This window comes from Pseudorhodoplanes sp., assembly GCF_059499825.1.
Genome location: NZ_JCABZI010000009.1, coordinates 32,798 through 52,516 on the forward strand (window position 1 = coordinate 32,798; position 19,719 = coordinate 52,516).

19 protein-coding genes are annotated in these 19,719 nt (G+C 64.0%); 6 read left to right on the plus strand and 13 right to left on the minus strand.

Translation table 11 applies throughout. The features are described from left to right. Positions 1 to 6 precede the first annotated feature (6 nt). The 6 genes from pyrF to AC5I5I_RS11630 all read right to left on the minus strand — a co-directional run bounded on the left by pyrF (position 7) and on the right by AC5I5I_RS11630 (position 6,267). The gene (pyrF, locus tag AC5I5I_RS11605; RefSeq protein ID WP_495973084.1) at positions 7 to 726 is read right to left on the minus strand and encodes an orotidine-5'-phosphate decarboxylase; all 720 of its coding nucleotides are present in this window, start codon (positions 724 to 726) and stop codon (positions 7 to 9) included. Further along, on the minus strand, positions 723 to 1,304 hold the full coding sequence (locus AC5I5I_RS11610; RefSeq protein WP_495973086.1) for an NADPH-dependent FMN reductase: 582 nt from the start codon (positions 1,302 to 1,304) through the stop codon (positions 723 to 725). The genes pyrF and AC5I5I_RS11610 overlap by 4 nt, the downstream gene beginning before the upstream one ends. A 118-nt stretch (positions 1,305 to 1,422) precedes the next feature. Continuing rightward, positions 1,423 to 2,034: a class I SAM-dependent methyltransferase gene (locus AC5I5I_RS11615; protein WP_495973088.1), complete on the minus strand. Its 612-nt coding sequence runs from the start codon at positions 2,032 to 2,034 to the stop codon at positions 1,423 to 1,425. 88 nt (positions 2,035 to 2,122) lie between these two features. Further along, complete coding sequence (gene dnaJ / locus AC5I5I_RS11620; RefSeq protein ID WP_495973090.1) at positions 2,123 to 3,259, minus strand: molecular chaperone DnaJ; 1,137 nt, start codon at positions 3,257 to 3,259, stop codon at positions 2,123 to 2,125. Positions 3,260 to 3,439: 180 nt separating this feature from the next. Continuing rightward, on the minus strand, positions 3,440 to 5,359 hold the full coding sequence (dnaK, locus tag AC5I5I_RS11625) for a molecular chaperone DnaK (protein ID WP_495973092.1): 1,920 nt from the start codon (positions 5,357 to 5,359) through the stop codon (positions 3,440 to 3,442). Positions 5,360 to 5,619: 260 nt separating this feature from the next. Then, positions 5,620 to 6,267: a trimeric intracellular cation channel family protein gene (locus AC5I5I_RS11630; RefSeq protein WP_495973094.1), complete on the minus strand. Its 648-nt coding sequence runs from the start codon at positions 6,265 to 6,267 to the stop codon at positions 5,620 to 5,622. Positions 6,268 to 6,418: 151 nt separating this feature from the next. Here AC5I5I_RS11630 and AC5I5I_RS11635 point away from each other — a divergent pair, with 151 nt between their 5' ends. Then, positions 6,419 to 7,390, plus strand: a complete 972-nt coding sequence (locus tag AC5I5I_RS11635; protein WP_495973096.1) for a hypothetical protein — start codon at positions 6,419 to 6,421, stop codon at positions 7,388 to 7,390. Between the two features lie 51 nt (positions 7,391 to 7,441). Here AC5I5I_RS11635 and AC5I5I_RS11640 read toward each other — a convergent pair whose 3' ends face one another. The 5 genes from AC5I5I_RS11640 to AC5I5I_RS11660 form a co-directional block, all read right to left on the minus strand. Continuing rightward, the gene (locus tag AC5I5I_RS11640) at positions 7,442 to 7,678 is read right to left on the minus strand and encodes a type II toxin-antitoxin system HicA family toxin (RefSeq protein WP_495973098.1); all 237 of its coding nucleotides are present in this window, start codon (positions 7,676 to 7,678) and stop codon (positions 7,442 to 7,444) included. Position 7,679: 1 nt separating this feature from the next. After that, entirely contained in the window at positions 7,680 to 7,955 is a 276-nt protein-coding gene (locus AC5I5I_RS11645; RefSeq protein ID WP_495973100.1) for a type II toxin-antitoxin system HicB family antitoxin, read from the minus strand. Between the two features lie 39 nt (positions 7,956 to 7,994). After that, complete coding sequence (gene grpE, locus AC5I5I_RS11650; RefSeq protein WP_495973102.1) at positions 7,995 to 8,618, minus strand: nucleotide exchange factor GrpE; 624 nt, start codon at positions 8,616 to 8,618, stop codon at positions 7,995 to 7,997. A 61-nt stretch (positions 8,619 to 8,679) separates the two neighbouring features. Further along, a complete protein-coding gene (gene hrcA, locus AC5I5I_RS11655) occupies positions 8,680 to 9,762 on the minus strand; it encodes a heat-inducible transcriptional repressor HrcA (RefSeq protein ID WP_495973104.1) in 1,083 nt (360 codons plus the stop codon). A gap of 177 nt (positions 9,763 to 9,939) precedes the next feature. Further along, complete coding sequence (locus tag AC5I5I_RS11660) at positions 9,940 to 11,382, minus strand: MFS transporter (RefSeq protein ID WP_495973106.1); 1,443 nt, start codon at positions 11,380 to 11,382, stop codon at positions 9,940 to 9,942. A 107-nt stretch (positions 11,383 to 11,489) separates the two neighbouring features. Between AC5I5I_RS11660 and rph the strand changes: the two genes are divergently transcribed. Together rph and rdgB are read left to right on the plus strand one after the other, a co-directional pair. Continuing rightward, positions 11,490 to 12,203, plus strand: a complete 714-nt coding sequence (gene rph, locus AC5I5I_RS11665) for a ribonuclease PH (RefSeq protein WP_495973108.1) — start codon at positions 11,490 to 11,492, stop codon at positions 12,201 to 12,203. Beyond that, a complete protein-coding gene (gene rdgB / locus AC5I5I_RS11670) occupies positions 12,200 to 12,835 on the plus strand; it encodes an RdgB/HAM1 family non-canonical purine NTP pyrophosphatase (protein ID WP_495973110.1) in 636 nt (211 codons plus the stop codon). Before rph ends, rdgB begins: the two co-directional genes overlap by 4 nt. Before the next feature lie 56 nt (positions 12,836 to 12,891). On the opposite strand, the gene AC5I5I_RS11675 is transcribed toward rdgB, so the two are convergent. Next, on the minus strand, positions 12,892 to 15,573 hold the full coding sequence (locus tag AC5I5I_RS11675; RefSeq protein WP_495973112.1) for a calcium-binding protein: 2,682 nt from the start codon (positions 15,571 to 15,573) through the stop codon (positions 12,892 to 12,894). A gap of 325 nt (positions 15,574 to 15,898) precedes the next feature. On the opposite strand from AC5I5I_RS11675, the gene hemW reads away from it, so the two are divergent. Beyond that, positions 15,899 to 17,077 (plus strand): radical SAM family heme chaperone HemW, encoded by a 1,179-nt coding sequence (hemW, locus tag AC5I5I_RS11680; protein ID WP_495973114.1) that lies wholly within the window; start codon positions 15,899 to 15,901, stop codon positions 17,075 to 17,077. A 14-nt stretch (positions 17,078 to 17,091) separates the two neighbouring features. Here hemW and AC5I5I_RS11685 read toward each other — a convergent pair whose 3' ends face one another. Then, a complete protein-coding gene (locus tag AC5I5I_RS11685) occupies positions 17,092 to 18,165 on the minus strand; it encodes a penicillin-binding protein activator (RefSeq protein ID WP_495973116.1) in 1,074 nt (357 codons plus the stop codon). A 262-nt stretch (positions 18,166 to 18,427) separates the two neighbouring features. On the opposite strand from AC5I5I_RS11685, the gene rsmI reads away from it, so the two are divergent. Together rsmI and AC5I5I_RS11695 are read left to right on the plus strand one after the other, a co-directional pair. Next, positions 18,428 to 19,333, plus strand: coding sequence for a 16S rRNA (cytidine(1402)-2'-O)-methyltransferase (gene rsmI / locus AC5I5I_RS11690; RefSeq protein ID WP_495973118.1), 906 nt, complete (start codon positions 18,428 to 18,430; stop codon positions 19,331 to 19,333). Further along, on the plus strand, positions 19,320 to 19,718 hold the full coding sequence (locus tag AC5I5I_RS11695; protein ID WP_495973120.1) for a YraN family protein: 399 nt from the start codon (positions 19,320 to 19,322) through the stop codon (positions 19,716 to 19,718). The genes rsmI and AC5I5I_RS11695 overlap by 14 nt, the downstream gene beginning before the upstream one ends. Position 19,719: the final 1 nt, after the last annotated feature.

Here is a 19,719-nt window from a genome sequence, read left to right on the forward strand (position 1 = left end):
CCTCCCTTACGATTGTATGGCCTCTGCCACGTCCTGCACGATCGCATCGGCGGCGGCCTTGGGATCGTCGACGCCGGTGATCGGCCGGCCGACGACGAGATAATCGGAGCCGGCCCGGATTGCGGCGGACGGCGTCATGATCCGCTTCTGGTCGCCGCTGTCGGCGCCCGCCGGCCGGATGCCGGGCGTCACGAGGAGCCGCGTCGGGCCGACAATCGGCCGCAGCATCTCGGACTCTTCCGCCGAACAGACGATGCCGTCGATGCCGAGCGCGCAGGCCTGTTCGCTCTTCGCCTTCACCTGGTCGCGCGCGCTACCGGTATAGCCGGCTTCGGCGACGTCCCGGTCATTGTAGGAGGTGAGAATGGTGACCGCGAGAATCTTCAGCTTCGAGCCACGCGCGGCATCGAGCGCGGCCTTCATGGTCTGCGGATAGGCGTGCACGGTGAGGAAGGTCGCGCCGGAATTGACGATGCTCTCGACGCCCTTGTTTACGGTATTGCCGATGTCGTGCAGCTTCAGATCGAAGAACACCTTCTTGCCGGACTTGATCAGATCCCTGCCGAACGAAAGCCCGCCCGCATAGCCGAGCTGATAGCCGATCTTGTAGAAGTCGACGCTGTCGCCGAGCTGCCAGACCAGCTTTTCGGCAATCGCCACCGACGGCAAGTCGAGCGCAACGATCACCCGCTCACGCGGCGCGACATCGGAACTTGCGGCGGTCATGCGTAATGCCTCGCGAATTCGATCAGGCTTTGCACCACAGCCTTGAGCCGTCTGGTATTGCCCTCATCACGGAAATTGTCCATCTCGTCAAAGGCATCCGCTGCCCGCGCTACCGCGATCTGGTCCGGAATGACGAGCGCACCGCAGCCCTGTTCCAGCACCTGACGCAACGCCATCAGCGAGCGCATCGCGCCATAGCCGCCATTGGAGGCGCCACCCAGCGCAAAGGCGCGATCCCGATACACCGCGAGCGGCGCTTCCTTGTCCTCACGCACGCGCGACACCCAGTCCAGCGTGTTCTTGAGGAGCGGCGTGACCGACGCGTTGTATTCCGGGCTGGCGATGAAGATGCCCTGATGCTGCTGCATCATGCGCTTCAGCATGATCGTGGCTTCCGGCGGACCGGAGCGGGCTTCGAGATCGCCGTCATAAATCGGCATCGCATAATCGAGCAGCGAAATGCGCGTGACGTCGGCGCCGGCCAGCGCGAATTCCTTCGCCGCCAGCGCCGCGAGCTGCGCATTCATCGAACCGGTCCGGATCGAACCGGCAAAGACCAGGATTTTCGGAGCGGGCATGCAAACCAGGCGCGCAGCAGTAGAACCCGGCCAGGTTCAAAGACTGCCAATAAGTGTGAATTTGACTGAGCTTATCGAGTTTACGGGAATCTTGTAAACTCGCACCCTCAGATCGCTCTCAGGACACCAGCGCGCGGCGATAGGACCACACCCGGGCGGGCGGCAGGTTCATCCAGATGCGCTCGGATTTTTCAGCCGCGACACGCGACAGCCCTTTCGGGATCGGCGGCGCCGTCATCGAATAGGTGAATTGGACGAACGGCGCATTGTCCTGCATCAGGCCGAAAGCCTCGTTGATCAGGCGAATGCGGGTGCGCATCGGCTTGTTGAGAAGCGGCAGCCCGGAGACGATCGCCGCCGCCGGCTCTTCCAGCACGTCGGCGAGCGTGCGCTTCAGGCTGTAGGCGTCGCCCTGCACCACCGTCGCTTCCGGGAAGCGCGAACGCAGGATGCGGCAGAAGCCGGGATTGAATTCGACCAGCACCAGGCGTTTCTGCGGAACGCCATGCGCGATCAGCGCTTCGGTCACCGGACCGGTGCCTGGCCCCAGTTCGACCACCGGCCCTGGAATGGCGGTGTTTACATAGCGCGCCATGGTCCGCGCCAGCACCTTGCCGGATGGCGTCACCGCGCCGATCGCCAGCGGCTTTTCCAGCCACGAGCGAATGAAGCGGACCTCGTCGTCGAGGCGCAGGCCTTTTTTGTCGGCGAGAGAGGTGTGGGGACGCATTGCCGCTACGGATGTGAAACTATTATGACTTGCTTAAGGCATAGCCCTTTTGCGGCCCGTCGCCAAGCGTTCTACTGCCGATCCCGGCTCATTGAGGCCGGGAGCCGATATCGAACAGTTCTTTCACGCGGCTGAAAAAGCCGGTGGATTCCGGCTGGGTCTCGGTCGAGGACAGCTTGTGGAATTCCTGCAGTAGTTCCCGCTGCCGCTTGGTCAGATTTTGCGGCGTTTCGACCACAACCTGCACATACATGTCGCCGGTCTGCTTGGAGCGCAGCACCGGCATTCCCTTACCTTGGAGGCGGAAACGCCGTCCCGACTGGGTGCCTGAGGGAACCTTGACCTTGCTCCGGGTGCCGTCGATCGAGGGCACCTCGAACTCGCCGCCGAGCGCTGCCGTCACCATCGAAACCGGAACCCGGCAATGCAGATCGGCGCCGTCGCGCTGGAAGATCGCGTGCGAGGCCAAAGACAGGAAAATATAGAGATCGCCTGCGGTCCCGCCGCGCAATCCCGCTTCGCCCTCGCCGGCCAGCCGAATACGGGTCCCGTCCTCCACGCCCTGCGGAATGTTGACCGACAGCATGCGCTCGCGCGTCACCCGACCGGAGCCGGAGCAGGACGGACAGGGATCCTCGATGACCTGGCCGCGGCCGTGGCAGGCTGGGCAGGTCCGCTCCAGCGTGAAGAAACCCTGCGCGTGACGCACGCGTCCATGCCCGCCGCAGGTCGCACAGGCCTTTGCCCGGGTGCCGGCCTTGGCGCCGGAGCCGGAACAGGCTTCGCAGGTCACGGATGTCGGGATGCGGATTTCAGCGGTCTTGCCGTAATAGGCATCCTCCAGCGTGATCTCCATATTGTAGCGGAGATCGGCGCCGCGCTCGCGGCCGCTGGCCGAGCGGTTGCGACCGCCGGCCATGCCGAAAATGCCTTCGAAAATGTCGGAAAATGCCGACCCGAAATCGGATCCGAAACCGTGCGCGCTGGCGCCGTTGCCCTGCTCGAACGCGGCATGGCCGAAGCGATCATAGGCCGCGCGCTTGTCGCCGTCCTTCAGGACGTCATAGGCCTCGCTGATTTCCTTGAATTTGGCTTCCGCCGTCTGGTCGCCCGGATTGCGATCCGGATGCCATTTCATCGCAAGCTTGCGATACGACGACTTGATCTCGCTATCGGTCGCGGTGCGCGTGACACTGAGCGTTTCGTAGTAGCAAGTCTTAGCCATGGTAGAGCGATCCGCCAACCCAATCGGTCATGGCCGGGCTTGGCCGTTTGAAAATCGGCGCCGCTTTCGCACGCCTGTGCCCCGGCCATCCATCGATTTCTGGAAGATGGACCCGCGGGGCAAGCCCGCGGGTGACAGTGTGTACGTCGCGACCGACGGACATGAAATGTCCAGGCCGAATTACGCCGACTTCTTCTTGTCGTCGTCGACTTCGGTGAACTCCGCATCGACGACGTCGTCTTTCTTGCCGCCGGTAGCGCCGCCGGACGCGTCAGGGCCGTCCGAACCGCCGTCCTGCTGCGCCTTGTACATCGCTTCACCGAGCTTCATCGAAGCCTGCGCCAGCGTGTTGGCCTTGGCGGAGATCGCCTCGGCATCGGTGCCCTTCAGCGCCTCTTTCAGATCGGCGAGCGCATTCTCGATCGCCCGGCGATCGTCTTCGCTGACCTTGGAGCCGTGCTCGGACAATGCCTTCTCGGTCGAGTGAACAAGCGATTCGGCATGGTTCTTGGCTTCGACCGCGGCCTTGCGCTTCTTGTCTTCCTCGGCGTGAACCTCGGCGTCCTTGACCATCTTCTCGATGTCGGCCTCGGACAGACCGCCCGAGGCCTGGATGCGGATCTGTTGCTCCTTGCCGGTGCCCTTGTCCTTGGCCTGGACGTTGACGATGCCGTTGGCGTCGATGTCGAACGTGACTTCGATCTGCGGCACGCCACGCGGCGCCGGCGGAATGCCCATCAAGTCGAAATTGCCGAGCATCTTGTTGTCGGCCGCCATTTCGCGCTCACCCTGGAAGACGCGGATGGTGACTGCATTCTGGTTGTCGGCAGCGGTCGAGAAGACCTGGCTCTTCTTGGTCGGGATGGTGGTGTTGCGATCGATCAGGCGCGTGAATATGCCGCCTTCGGTCTCGATGCCGAGCGAGAGCGGGGTCACGTCGAGCAGCAGCACGTCCTTGACGTCGCCCTGCAGCACGCCGGCCTGGATCGCGGCACCGATCGCCACGACTTCGTCCGGATTGACGCCCTTGTGCGGCTCCTTGCCGAACAGCTGCTTCACCACTTCCTGAACCTTCGGCATGCGGGTCATGCCGCCGACCAGGATCACTTCGCCGACTTCGGATGCGCTCAGCCCGGCATCCTTCAGCGCCTTGCGGCACGGCTCGATGGTCCGCTGGATCAGGTCGTCGACCAGCGCCTCGAACTTGGCGCGGGTCAGCTTCATGGTCAGATGCTTGGGCCCGGTCGCGTCCGCGGTGATGAAGGGCAGGTTGATCTCGGTCTGCGTCGTCGACGACAGTTCGATCTTCGCCTTCTCGGCGGCTTCCTTGAGCCGCTGCAGCGCGAGCTTGTCCTTGCGCAGGTCGATGCCCTGCTCCTTCTGGAACTCGTCGGCCAGGTAGCTCACCAGGCGCATGTCGAAGTCTTCGCCACCGAGGAAGGTGTCGCCGTTGGTCGACTTCACCTCAAACACGCCGTCGCCGATTTCGAGGATCGACACGTCGAAGGTGCCGCCGCCGAGATCGTAGACCGCGATGATGCCGGTCTTCTGCTTGTCGAGGCCATAGGCCAGCGCGGCAGCGGTCGGCTCGTTGATGATGCGGAGGACTTCAAGCCCGGCAATCTTGCCGGCGTCCTTGGTCGCCTGACGCTGGGCGTCGTTGAAATAGGCGGGGACGGTGATGACGGCCTGATCGACCTTGTGGCCGAGATGGGCCTCGGCGGTCTCTTTCATCTTCTGCAGGATGAAGGCCGAAATCTGCGACGGCGAATAGGTCTTGCCGTCGACTTCAACCCAGGCATCGCCGTTCGAGGCCTTGGTGATCTTGTAGGGGACAAGCTTCTTGTCCTTTTCCACCGTCGGGTCGTCGTAGCGGCGACCGATCAGCCGCTTGACCGCGAAGATGGTCTTTTCCGGATTGGTCACGGCCTGGCGCTTGGCCGGCTGGCCGACCAGCCGCTCGCCGTCGTCGGTGAAGGCGACGATCGAGGGCGTCGTGCGCATGCCCTCGGCGTTCTCGATAACCCGGGGCGTCTTCCCTTCCATGACGGCCACGCACGAATTGGTGGTGCCGAGGTCGATCCCGATGACCTTTGACATTCTTTTATTCCTCTCTTTCAGGCAGATCGGCCGGGCCCGATGCCGGCACCCGGAAGGACCGTGGATTCGACGGGTGCCCCCGCCGTGCGTCCGTAATCCGACCCCCTCTAAAATGATCTTCGCCGCAGCCCTGCGGCGTCTTGGCTCATATAGGAGGGGCGTCTTGGGCCGCAAGGACTTTGCGGTTCAGGGACTCTGGGAGACAGCGACTTTCCGGCCTTTCCGGACCGGCAAGGTCACGCCTTGCGGTTTCGTTTTCCCTAACGGCGATCGATTTCGTCCGGGCTGCGGCCCGGCCTGGCCCGATAGACCGGGAGCGACCAGCCGCGCTGCAGCGCGAGACCGCGAATGATGAGGCAGATCGCAAAACCGGTGAGCGTCGCCGCGGCCGGCGGAAGCCCGGCCGCAATCCCGCCGACCAGGGCGGCCGACCCGGCAAGCGCCGCCGAGGCATAGATTTCCTTGCGCAGGACGACCGGGATCTCGCCGCCGAGCACGTCGCGGACGACCCCGCCGAAGGTCGCGGTGATCACACCCATGACGATCGCGATAAAGCCGCCGGTCCCGGCCTCCATCGCCTTCTCGGCCCCAACCACGCAGAAGACCGACAGGCCCAGCGCATCGAGCCAGAGCAGCAGCCGGTAGCGCGATTCCGGAATATGGGCGGTCAGAAACACGATCGCTGCGACCGCGACGCAGATCACGACATAGATCGGCTGGTGGACCCAGAACACCGGCGAAAAGCCGAGCAGGAGATCCCGCAGCGTCCCGCCGCCGATGCCGGTCACGGTGGCGAGCAGTGCAAAACCGACCACGTCCATCTGCTTGCGGGAGGCGACCAGCGCACCGGTCACCGCGAAGACGGCAACCCCGAACAGATCGAGAATCGCAACCAGCGTGGCGATCATCCCCGTCTTCCCCCTGGCCGGATCGACCTGCCTTTCAATGACCCGATTTGCTGGTACATTGAGAGGGTCGCCCCCGGCCCGCCCCTTCACCGGCTATGCCCGGCTCCGTGGCGAAACGCAAAACCGAAAATCCACGAGCCCGACCCCGCCAATGATAGTCCGACCGGTCCTGCTGCTGCTGTTCGCCTTGGTTATGTCCGCTCCCGCCAGGGCCGCGGACGCGGTCTTCCCGGTCGGCTCGCATATCGGCCTCGTACCGCCTGCCGACATGACCCCAAGTGCCGCCTTTCCAGGCTTCGAGGATCGGGACCGGAAAGCCGCCATCCTGCTCAGTCAGGTGCCGGCGCCGGCCTACGAGCAATTCCTGAAGGCGATGAGCGCGGGCGCGATCAATATCCCGGGCGTGAGCAACGCCAAGCGCGAACTGATGCTGACCGATGGCGGCGCGGCCCATCTGGTGATCGGCGATCAGGAGGCGGAAGGCGTCAAATTCCGCAAATGGCTCATGATCACGCGCCGCAGCATCACCGGGCAGGGTGCCGATCCGGGCTTCGCCTTCATCGTTACGGCGCAGGTGCCGGAAGACGCGAGCGAGGTCTACACCGACGACATCATCCGCAAGGCGCTCGGCACGGTGGTTCTGCGCGGCCAGATCCCGCCGCAGGAGATTCTCGACCATCTGCCATTCCGGCTGACCGAGCGAGCGAACTTCGAAGGCGTGAAACTGATTGCGCCCGGCCGCGCAGTGATGCTCACCGAACGGGGCGACACCAGCGAACCCGCAAACACCGAGCCGATCGTCATGATTTCAGCCGGCGCCGGCGCCCCGTCGCAAGCCAATGAGCGGGCGAGCTTCGCCACCAATGTGCTGCGCACCATCCAGGGCTTCAACAATCTGCGGGTTGTGTCACAGGAGCCGATGCGCATCGGCCAGCAGCCCGGCTACGAGATCAGGCTGGAAGGCCAGTCCGCCGCCGACAATTCCGATGTCGTGATCGTACAATGGATGCGGTTCGGCGGCAGCGGCTTTGTGCGGATGGTCGGCATCTCGCCCAAGGCAACGTGGCTGGACAATTTCGCCCGCTTTCGTCAGATCCGCGACGGCATCAACGCGCGGGAGTGACCGCGCGACACGTTTGATCCACGACCGGCGTAACTATCGTCGGCGCTAATCTCATAACAGCTTCGAAAATTCTTCCGGCGAAAAACCCGCCTGACGCAGGATGGACCTGAACGTGCCGGGTCTCAGATCCCGTCCAGCATGCACGGGGACGACCACAGTTCGCGTCGGATCTCCGGGATAGACCATGACGTGATGACTGCCGACGATCCGGTCAATCACAAATCCGGCCCGCTGGAGGACCTGTACCACGCGCCTCCCGCTGACAACGGGGAGGCGCCCGCCGGCCACGCTAGGCCGCCACGGTCACACGCCGGATTTCGGGCAGCGCGTCTGCGGGGATCGACATCCCGTTATCGCGACGGTAGGCGAGAATTGCGCGAATGGCCTCCTGAGCATTGGCCAGCGCTTCTTCCTCGGTATCTCCCTCGGTAACGACCTCTGGAAGAGCAGGCACGAGCACGGTGAAACCGCCGTCCTCTTGCGGCTCCAGAACCACCGAAAAGCTAAAGTCTTCCAACGCCATTCGCTGAGGCTCAATGCGCTTTCGGGCTGCCGCCGCGATCATGTGTTGGAACCAGCCCGCGGTCAACAAGCCGGGACTGCGCTACTTGCTGCCAGCGCCGCCATCGTTTGCTGCAGGCGCCGCCATTTTCGGCCCGCCCTTTGCCACCGCGACCATTGCCGGCCGCAGGATGCGTTCGCCGATCATGTAGCCGGGCTGAACCACCTGCACGATGCTGCCCGACGGCACCGACGGATCGGGCACTTCGTACATGGCCTGATGCAGGTTCGGGTCGAACTTCTCGCCCTGCGGCTCGATCTTGCGGATGCCGTTCTTCTCGAGCGCCTTCAGCAGTTCCCTTTCGGTCAGCTCAACGCCCTCGATGAAAGACGTGACCGCGGCATCGGCGCCGGCGCGGACCTCGGGGCCAACCGCATCGAGCGCACGGCGGAAATTGTCGGCCACGCCCAGAATGTCGCGGGCGAAGGAGGCAATGCCATACTGGCGCGAATCGGCCACCTCGCGCTCGGTGCGCTTTCGCAGATTCTCCATCTCGGCCAGCGTCCGCAGCAGCCGGTCCTTCATCTCCGCGGCTTCGTCGACCAGAAGCGAGGGATCGACATAGGGCTTGGAAGCCTTTGGCCCGGGAGAATTGGTCTCGGCGGCTTTGGGTTCTGCGGCGGAGGCCTCGGGGCCTTGCGCGTCGGTCCGTGGCGTATCGTTCATCGCGTGCGTCCGGTCAAATGTGCGGCTTTCAGCCGCCATATCAGAATTCGCGACGGAAAAATCAAGTTCCGGAGAGAATCCGCGACACCACCTTGGCGGTGTAGTCCACCATCGGGATCACCCGCGCGTAATTCAGCCGGGTCGGCCCGATCACGCCGAGCACCCCCACGATCCGGCCAGCCGAATCCCGGTACGGCGAGACAATCGTCGAGGAACCGGACAGCGAGAACAGCTTGTTCTCCGACCCGATGAAGATGCGGACGCCATCCGCGCGCTCGGCCCGGCCGAGCAGATCGATCACGCCCCGCCGCGTTTCGAGATCGTCGAACAGCAGCCGCACCCGCTCCAGGTCGTCCAGCGCCTTCAGGTCGTCGAGCAGATGCGACTGACCGCGAACGATCAGCTTGCGGTCGTCATTGTCGCCGCCGGACCAGCTTGCGAACCCCGCGGCGACGATCTTCTGGGTGAGCTGATCGAGTTCGGCGCGGCCGGCTTCGAGCGCCTGCTCAAGTTCGAGACGCACTTCGGCCAGCGTCTTGCCGCGGATGCGCGAATTGAGAAAGTTCGACGCCTCGATCAGCGATGAGGTCGGCAGCCCCGGCGGAACGTGCAGGATGCGGTTCTCGACCTGCCCGTCCTCCGCAACCATCACCACCAGAGCACGCTCCGGCTCCAGCCGCACGAACTCGACATGTTTCAGATGCGTGTTGATCTTGGCGGTCAACACCACGCCGGCGGCGCGCGTCAGGCCGGACAGAAGGCCCGACGCCTGCATCAGCACATTCTCATAGGACTGGCCGCGACCGGCGACCTGCGCCTCGATCGCGCGCTTGTCGCCTTCGTTGAGGTCGCCGATCTGCATCAGCGCGTCGACGAAGAAGCGCAATCCGAGTTCCGTGGGCAACCGGCCGGCCGACGTATGCGGTGCGTAGATCAGGCCGAGCTGTTCGAGATCGCTCATCACGTTGCGCACGGACGCCGGCGACAGCGAGACCTGCAGCAAACGCGAAATATTGCGCGAACCGACCGGCTCGCCGGTGGCGAGATAGCTCTCGACGATCTGGCGGAATATGTCGCGCGACCGTTCGCTCAAATCCGCGAGCGATATCTGGTTCGCGCCGACCGGGATGTCGTGTGACGCCAAGGCGGGAACTCCTTCGAACCAGACTTGTCGCTTTCCGCGAAGGATTTCAAGCCATATCGGCTTGGTCATGCGCGGGCTTTGACCCGCGCATCCATCGTCTTCGTATGATGGATCGCCGGGTCAAAAGGCGTCAACGACGCCGTCTTCGACGGCTATGCCCGGCGATGACAGCGCAGCTCACACCCTCCGGCCCAGCAGCAGGATGACCCCGATCGGCAGGAAAAAGCTGATCGTGAGGGCGGCGATCAGAAGCCCGCCCAGTTCGGTATAGTCTCCCCGCTGCACGGCGAAGATCTCGTTCAGGTATTTGGTCTGCAGCGCGCCGGCCGCCAGCGCCAGATTCATCAGCGACGCCATCAGCGCGAACCAGGTCGCGCGGTGCCCGGCGGGTGCGTAGAAGGCGATCAGCGTCAGCAGCGGGATCATCGACAATTGCGCGAATGGCGACGACGCCACGGTATCGATTAGCGCGATCGTGCGCGCGCCGAAGCCGAAGGTCTGCTCGGTCCATTCGTGGACGCCGTAATAGAGACCGAGACTCGGGAGCGACAGCGCGGAACCGATGATGGCCAGCCAGAACAGAGTTTTCGTCACCGAATATTCGGTGAGTTGCCGGGAGAACAGCCACATCCCGAGAATGGCGAGCACAGCTCCGGTCTGCCGCAGCGCGCCGTAAAAATTCTCGTCGAATTTCAGCACATCGAGCGTCCACCAGAAATAGCCGTCGCCGACACCGGGAGTCGCGCGGAAAGCGAATATGATGATGCTGGTATAAAGGATCGCCATCCGCGACTTGTGGTCGAGTTCGCGGGTCACAAACACCAGCATGGTGCAGATCACCGCCATCGACAGGAGAAAGATCACCTCCTGAGCGTATGGAATGCCGCCGAGCGCAAGCGCCAGCACCATGGCGCCGAACACGATGCCGCCGCCGAGAATCCGCCAGTCGATCGGACGGATTTCGGTGGGCTCGCGCTTGACCAAAAAGGTACCGGTCACCGAGATCGCCGGGATGACGAGGCCCATCAGAAACACCGTCTCGCGATCGAACATCCCGGCCAGGACGCCGGACAATCCCGCCACCGCGACGATGCCGCCCGACAGCGCAAGCCGGCCCAGCACCTGCACCATCCCGAGTTCGGACCGGACCTCGTTGTCGGGCCTGGGCTCGCCGGCAGCATCGACCCGGCTCACCACCTCGGTCGACATCGCGTCCGCGACCACGTCCTGAATGACCGTGCCGAGAACGATCAGCAGCGCGCCAAGGACGTAGAGATGGTCGGGCCGCAGGAAGACGAGCCAGCCGCCGGCGGCGCCCGCAAGCGTGACGAGGCCCGATGCGGTGAACAGCGCGCCGATCAGGATGTAGACACGCCGCCGCGATCCGAAGATCGGCACGCAATCGACCAGTTCCCCGAACACCATCTTGATGGTCCAGGGCAGCGTCAGCCATACCCCGATGCTGGCGAGTTCGGAGGGCGACAGCTGGAGCTTTTCCTTGATCCAGAAGTCGCGGGTGACGTCGATCAGGCCGAGCGCCCCGTAGGCGAAATAGACCATGATCAGCGGGACATAGGCCGGTTGAAACGCCCGGAGCGGCCGCATCAGATTGTCGAGCAAGACGTTTTCCTTCCCGGCCGACCCTTTTTGCCGAATCCAGCTTGTCGGCTGCGACGGTGCCTCCTAAAAGCGCTTGAGCCAATCTGCAAATCAAGAAGGACTGAACGATGCGGCCAAGCCGCCGGGCACCGGATGAAATGCGCGCCGTCTCGCTCGAGCGCGGCGTGGTCAAATATGCCGAAGGCTCCTGCTTCGTGAAATTCGGCGACACCCATGTGCTAGTGACGGCGACGCTGGAGGACCGGCTGCCGCCCTGGCTCAAGGGGCAGGGTCGCGGCTGGGTCACCGCCGAATACGGCATGCTGCCGCGCGCAACCTCGGAGCGCACGCGGCGCGAGGCAACCGCCGGCAAGCAGGGCGGGCGAACGGTCGAGATCCAGCGCCTGATCGGACGATCGCTGCGCACCGTGGTCGATCTGGTCGCACTCGGCGAGCGTCAGATCACCATCGATTGCGACGTCATTCAGGCCGATGGCGGCACCCGCACCGCCTCGATCACCGGCGGCTGGGTCGCATTGTATGACTGCCTGCACTGGATGAAGACCCGCAACATGATCAAGACCGAGGTGCTGCGCGACCATGTCGCCGCGATCTCGTGCGGCATTCACAAGGGCACGCCCGTACTCGACATCGACTATGCCGAGGATTCCGACGCCGACACCGATGCGAATTTCGTCATGACTGGAGCGGGCGGCATCATCGAGATCCAGGGCACGGCCGAGAAGACGCCGTTCAGCGAGGAGCAATTCCTCGAATTGCTGAAGCTCGCGCGCAAGGGCGTGGGCAAGCTGGTCGATCTGCAGAAGATGGCGGTGACGTGAGCACGCATCGCCGCATCACCGGCAAACTGGTCATTGCCACCCACAATGCTGGCAAGCTGCGCGAGATGCGTGAACTGCTCTCGCTCTACGGCATCGAGGCGGTCTCGGCTGGCGAACTGAATCTGTCCGAGCCGGAAGAAACCGGAACCACCTTCGCGGAGAATGCCGCGATCAAGGCGCATGCGGCGGCGAAGGCCTCTGGCCTTCCCGCCTTTGCCGACGATTCCGGCCTAGCGGTCGATGCGCTCGGCGGCTCGCCCGGCATTCACTCGGCCCGCTGGGCAGGGCCCGACAAGAATTTTGCCCGCGCCATGCAGGCGATCGACCAGATGCTGCGCGATCACGGCGCGACCACGCCGGCCCGCCGCACCGCGCATTTCGTGTCGGCGCTGTGCGTCGCCTGGCCGGACGGACATACGGAAGACTTCGAGGCGATTGTCGAAGGCACGCTGGTCTGGCCGCCGCGCGGCGACGCCGGCTTCGGCTACGACCCAATGTTTTTGCCGGACGGTCACGACCGCACTTTCGGCGAGATGACGTCCGACGAAAAGCATGGCCTGCCGCCGCGTGGTCAGGGGCTGTCGCATCGCGCCCGCGCCTTCATCAAGCTTGCGGACGCGTGCCTGAAATAAGGAGGGCCCGAAGCGCGCAATAGCGTCCAAGCACTCCGTCAAGTTACGGAACACCTCTAAGCGAACAGGAAGTCGCTCTGGTTCGCGGACAGGATATCGATCGTCGTCTTCTGCAGCGTCAGGGTATCGCCGTTGCCGAAATCGATCAGCACGGTCCTGCGATCAACCTGATCCATCAAGGCCAGAAGCTCGGTGAAATTGGCGACGCTGCTGACGCCCGTGAGGTCGATCGTGTCCCTGCCGGCCTGGAACTTCACGATCGTATCGTGGTCGTAGCCGTCGGCGAACACATAGGTGTTCAGCCCCTTGCCACCGTTGAGCGTATCGTTGCCGCCGCGTCCATCGAGCGTGTCGTCGCCTTTGCCGCCGCGCAGATCGTCGGCAAAATTCGACCCGATCATGATGTCGTTGCCGCCCTTGCCGTCGATGAAGCGCAAATCGGGCGCCTGGCTGAGCCCGCTCAGATCGAACACATCCATCTCTTTGGTGCCAAGCAGGGCGCGGCCATTGCTGTGGAGAATCTCGATCGACGAAGAGGCCGCATTGAAGCCCGCCAGCGTGACGTTGCCCTTGAGAAACTGCAGCGTGTCGGTCCCGGCGCCGCCGTTGAAATAATCGTAGACACCCTCGTTGCCCTGAACCTGAAGGATGTCGTCGCCGTCATTGCCCCAGAGATGGTCCACCCCCTTGCCGCCATTGAGGGTGTCATTGCCACCAAGCCCCGACAGATAATCGTTGCCCTTGGCGCCGAAGATGTAGTCCGCGCCGCCGGTCGGTTCGGCCTGCATGCCGACCGAGTTCAGCGCATTGACCATGTCACTGTGCTTCGAACCGATGATGCTGACGCCGACCGTGTCGGGATCGCCGGTCGGCGGCGGCGCGAATGTGTCGATGTCGTAGAACATATGCCCCGCTGGCGCGAAGGCCAGCGTGTAGCTGCCGTTCGGGTTCAACGTGACTTCGATGCCATGATCGATGACCAGATCGGTGAAGGCACCGGTGCTCTGATCGCTGGTCGCGTAGATGTTGTAGGTTGTCTGGTTGTCACCGTCGCCGAAGACGAGCTGATACCAGCTCGGCGAACCGTCCGCCGTGACCGGGATGTTCTGGATATTGAAGAACCCGTTCAGATCGGTCGCATTGCTGAGCGCTACCGACCAGGTGCCGGCATTCTCGTTGATGATGTAATAGTACCAGTCCTGACTGTTGCTCGCCGTGGTGAGGTTGAGCGAGATGAAACCGTCGCCATCGGCCTGCGGGCTGTCGGGCGCGTAGATCTTGAAGACGATCGACGTCGCCTCGTCCGGCGCATACAGCGTGCTGCCAACCGAGAAGTTGAAATTGAAGCCGATCTGGTTCGTGGTGGTCGTCAGCGAATCTTCATAATCACCCGACGCCGCGGTCGGGGCGATGTAGCCCTGGCTTCCGGCCGTAAAGCCGGACGCCGGCGTTTCGCCGGTATCGTAGACCGTGATGTTGACGGTCTGCACATTGGCGCCGGTCGCCGTGTCATACATGGCGACTTGAGGATTGACGCCGCCTGCGGACACGAGGTCACTGTAGGAATAACCGTAGGCATTGGAATTGGCGACGAATTGCTGGGCCCAGGGGTCGTAGAACTGGCCGCTCCCCGACGACAACGAATTGGTGTAGCCCGCCGACCCGACGCCATTGAGCAGGATCGCGTCATAGGCGTAGTTGACGTTCCAGTTGTAGCCCTTGTTGAAGTCGATCGTCTCGGTGACGGACGAATTCGGCGACGTGCCGCTGCCGCCCCAGAAGCCCGCATCGAATCCCGCAACGAAGTGTTTTGCGACGCCCCCGTCGGGATTGGTGGGAGTGAAGCTGCTGTATTGCTGAGCGCCGTTGCTCCTGCCGCCCGCGTAATATGTCAGCTGTCCGGTCTGGACATAGATGTTTTGGACGAGTTCGCTCGCTGTGATCTGGATCCAGTCGGTGTTGGTCGCACCGTTGCTGGTGTCCGGCACCAGCCAGAAATAGTCCTCGCCGTATTTGTCCTTGGCGACATACTGGACGCTGTACTGGCTCAGCATCGCGGTGCTGTCCGACGAACTGCCCTGGAACGCGTAAACGATCTCGATGTCGCTCAGCGTCGCCGGGTCGGCCTTCAGCGCGTCGACATAGGTTTGCCAGTCCGACGAAGGCCAGGGCGCCTGATCATTGGCGGTCGCAGGGCCGGTCGCCAGCCGCTCCGGATCGGGAAATCCATTGGCGCCATAGTTTGCGACCGCATCGGCGGGAAAGGCGCTGAAGATGTCGCTGGCGCTTGACTGGAAGCCGCGCGTTGCCGAACCGTTCTGATAAACAACTTCGAGTGTGGACGTGAAGCCGAACGTGTTGAGCGCGGAGATGTCGCCCTGGTCCTGATCGCTCCCGGACAGCGTCATCTCGAAGAGCTGGTAGGTGAAGTTCGCTGCTTGCGCGAGGGTCGGGTTCAGGTGCTCGATTTCCGTCAACTGGTCCTGCAAATGACCCAGGCCGTGTTGCTGGATCACGATGTAGATCGCGCCGCTGTAGAAATTCGGCGAATCCAGCGTTAGCGACGTTGTCGACGTGACGACGCCGTCGTCGACCAGCTTGATGTAACCGACACGCTCGACGTCGCCGCCCGGCGTCGAAGCGCCGAACGCCAGGGCGTAGGCATAGGTACCGGCGCCTGCATTGGTCAGCGTTTGCTGAAGCGTCGTGCTCAGCTCGACATTCACAGTCGTTGTCATGGAAATGTGTGCCCCGCCATCCGCTTAGGCTTCGTTCGGCGGAGCGGCCACCATGGCCTTGCCCCTCCACGCGAAACTTCGCGGCCCCGGTGGTATCTGACTGACGAAACCTAAAATCCCGATTAATTCCCAGGATTTTACGCAGGCTGCCGTCGTCGCTGTTGCACGGTCTATCCGCCGCGTCGCGCGCCATGCCTTTCATGCCTTCAGGAAGCATCGCTTTGCGGATTACGGCCGGCGCTCGCACGGTTCCCGATCGTTACAATTTTATCGATGCTCGTCTGTTCGCTTTCGGCAGCGCTTGTAACCGGGTAAGGTCGTTAACATGACGTTAACGAATCTCTCCGCAATGGCTCTTCCGGCGCAGGCCTTCGGCGTTTACGTGCATTGGCCGTTCTGCCTGTCGAAATGCCCCTATTGCGACTTCAACAGTCATGTCCGTCACGGCGGCATCGACCAGTCGCGCTATGTGTCCGGCTATCTGCGCGAGATCGAGTCGATTGCCGCGCGGACCAGTGGCCGCACGGTCTCGACGATTTTCTTCGGAGGCGGCACGCCCTCGCTGATGCAGCCGGAGACGGTTGGCGCGATCCTGGATGCCATCGGCAAGCATTGGTCGATTGCACCGGATGTGGAGGTCACGCTCGAAGCCAACCCGACCAGCGTCGAAGCCGAACGCTTCCGCGGCTTTCGCGCCGCCGGCGTCAATCGCGTGTCGCTCGGCGTGCAGGCGCTCGACGACGCCTCCCTGAAGGATCTCGGCCGCCTGCACACCGCCGAGGAGGCGCTGAAGGCCGTCGGCCTCGCCCGCTCGGTGTTCGACCGCTATTCCTTCGATCTGATCTATGCGCGGCCGGGCCAGACGCCCGACGCATGGGCGCAGGAATTGCGGCGCGCCATCGCCGAGTCCGCCGAGCATCTGTCGCTCTATCAGCTCACCATCGAGGCCGACACGCCGTTCTTCGCCCTGCACAAGAGCGGCAAGCTGGTGACGCCGGACGACGACGTTGCGCGCGAACTTTACGACCTGACACAGGAGGTCTGCGACGCAGCCGGCCTGTCGGCCTACGAGATTTCCAATCACGCGCGACCTGGTGCGGAAAGCCGGCACAATCTGGTTTATTGGCGCGGCGACGAATATGCCGGCGTCGGGCCCGGCGCGCATGGCCGCATCGAACAGGACGGCCGCCGTTACGCCACCGCGACCGAGAAGCGGCCCGAGAGCTGGCTGATGCGGGTCGAGGGCATGGGACACGGGCTCGTTGTCGACGAGGTGCTGACCCGCGAGGAACGCGCCGACGAATATCTTCTGATGGGATTGCGGCTCGCCGAAGGGATCGATCCGCAGCGCTACGAGGCCTTGTCCGGGCGTCCGCTCGACCAGAAGCGGATCGCGATCCTGTTGGCGGAAGGCGCGGTCGAGACCACCGCGAACGGGCGGCTGCGCGTCACCCAGGCTGCGTTCCCGATTCTGGATGCGGTGGTTGCGGATCTCGCGGCTTAGTCTCGGCCGAAAATCTACGTCCCCGATCCGCCGAACGCTTTCGGCGTCGGGCTGACGATCTGGCCTCCGCCCGCGGCAACCCGCATCACCGCAAGTCCGCGTTCGTTGGTGCCGTCCGGCTTGAACCGGAAAATCCCGTCGATGCCGGCAAAGCCGGACGGATTGGTCAGCGTCTGGTCGGTGATCGGCTGCCCGGGCTGGTTGCGCGCAAGCGCCGCGACCAGCGCGGCAGAGTCGTAAACCAGCGTTGCGGTCCGGACCGGCTCGCTGCCGTAGCGCGCCTGATAGCGCTGCACGAAATTGGCAAAACCGGCCGGGTCGGGAGCGGCGTAAAGACCGCCCAGCATCGATCCGTCGTTGAAGATGCGCGGATCGTCCCACAGCCCGGTGCCGAGCAGTTGCACGCGCTTGGTGTTGACGCCGGCACTCACCAGCCCCTGCGCAATGGTCGGCGCCACATCGCCGCCGTCCGGAATGAACACTGCGTCGGCGCCGCGCGCGGCCTGAGCGATCACGCCGATCGCAGCCGGCAGCCGTTCCTTGGTGTAGCGTTCGAGCGCGACAACGCGGCCGCCACGCCGGGCAACCTCCTCGCGGAAGGTCGCCTCCACCACCGAGCCATAGGCATTCTCGGGCACGATCGCGGCATAGGAGCGCTTGCCGGTCGTGAAGGCATAGGCGAGCACCCGCACGACATCGGTTTCCGGCAGGAAGCTCAGGAGATAGACCCCGCGCGCCGCAACGCTGGCATCGGTGGAAAAGCCGATGACCGGAATATTGCGCGGCCGCGCGGCCGCGCCGGTGGCCTGCACCGTTTTCGCGAAGAGCGGACCGAGGACGACCCGGGCGCCCTCGTCCATGGCTTGGCTGGCGACCATGCGGGCCTGTTGCGGATTGCCGGCATCGTCCTTGACCAGAAGCTGGATGTCCGCACTGGAAAATTCCGAGAGCGCCATCTCGGCGGCGTTCTTCATCGATTGCGCCGCCATCCCGGCATTGCCGCCGGCCGAGAGCGGCAAAATCAGCGCCACCTTGTATTGCCCGCCGCCGATCTCGGAGCCCGCCTGCGGCGGTTCGGCCGGGACCACCGGGGCCTCGCCAATCGGGGAACCGACGCCGCCGTTATTCGCAGCGCAGCCGGTCAGCCCGGCCGCCGCGAGCGAGGCCGCCGAAAGGGCAAAGTGCCGACGTGATAAACGGACAGAGTTTCGCATCGACCCGGACCCAGCCAGATTCAGGAGCGAGACGCGCGGCTGGACGAGGCGCCTACCGGCGCAATCTGGCATATTGTGACAGGATGTTTAACCGGGCAGGCGTCATGGTCGAGGCAGTGTTTGACATGGTGTTGCCATGACGCAACCCCGGCGTGGATTTCATATCGGGGGCACGCATTACCCGGCGCCGGCGCTCAGTCCCGGTTTGTACCTGGTCGCCACACCCATCGGGAACCTTGGCGACATCACCTGGCGCGCGCTGCAGACGCTGGCCGCAGCCGACCTGATCGCCTGCGAGGACACCCGTGTCAGCCGCAAGCTGCTGGAGCATTACGGCATCGCGAGCGCGACCACGGCCTATCACGATCACAACGCGGCCGCGGTGCGCCCGGCATTGCTGAAGCGCATCGCCGAGGGCGCCGCAATTGCGTTGATCTCCGATGCGGGCACGCCGGCGATTTCCGACCCCGGTTACAAGCTCGTTCGCGAAGCGCACGAGCACGGCCTTGCCGTGACCGCACTGCCCGGCGCCTCATCGGTGCTGACCGCTCTGGTGGCCTCCGGGTTGCCGACCGACCGTTTTCTGTTCGAGGGATTCCTGCCCGCGAAGACCATGCAGCGGCGGGACCGGATCGCCGAATTGTCGCGTATTCCCGCAAGCATCGTGTTGTTTGAAGGCGGCTCGCGGATTGCCGCGACCTTGTCCGATCTCGCCGCCGGGGTCGGCGCGCGCGAAGCCGCGATCTGCCGGGAACTCACGAAGCTGCATGAAGAGGTGCGGCGCGCGCCGCTGCCCGAGCTTGCAGAGCACTATGCCGGCGATGCCGAAACGCGCGGCGAATTCGTCATCGTGATCGCGCCGCCCGGTGAAGCAGCGGCCCCGGATGCAAACGACGTCGACGCGCTCATTCGCGCGGCGCTGTCGCGCGTGTCAGTGAAGGACGCGGTCGGCGAGATTGTCGCCGCGACCGGATTGCCGCGCCGCGACGTCTATCAACGCGCGCTCGAGCTTGCGAAGGAACGGAGCGATGCCGCCCCGTAAGACAAAAGCGGACAAACCTCCGCCCGCGCCGGAGCGGCAGGTTGCGTTCAAGCTCGGACTATCGGCCGAGAACCGCGCGGCGGCGCTCCTGATCGCAAAAGGATTTCGCATCGTCGCGCGGCGCTTTCGCTCTCCCGCAGGCGAGATCGATATCGTGGCAAAGCGCGGCCCGCTTCTGATCTTCGTCGAAGTGAAGGCGCGCGCGCGGCTCGACGATGCCGCCTGGTCGGTCACCGAACGCCAGAAGCGCCGCATCGCATCGGCCGCCAGCGCCTGGCTGGCCGATCATCCGGACGATGCGACTTGCGATATGCGGTTCGATGCGGTGCTGGTCGCGCCGCGATCCCTGCCGCGGCATATCACGGGCGCGTTCGAGACGGAGTGAC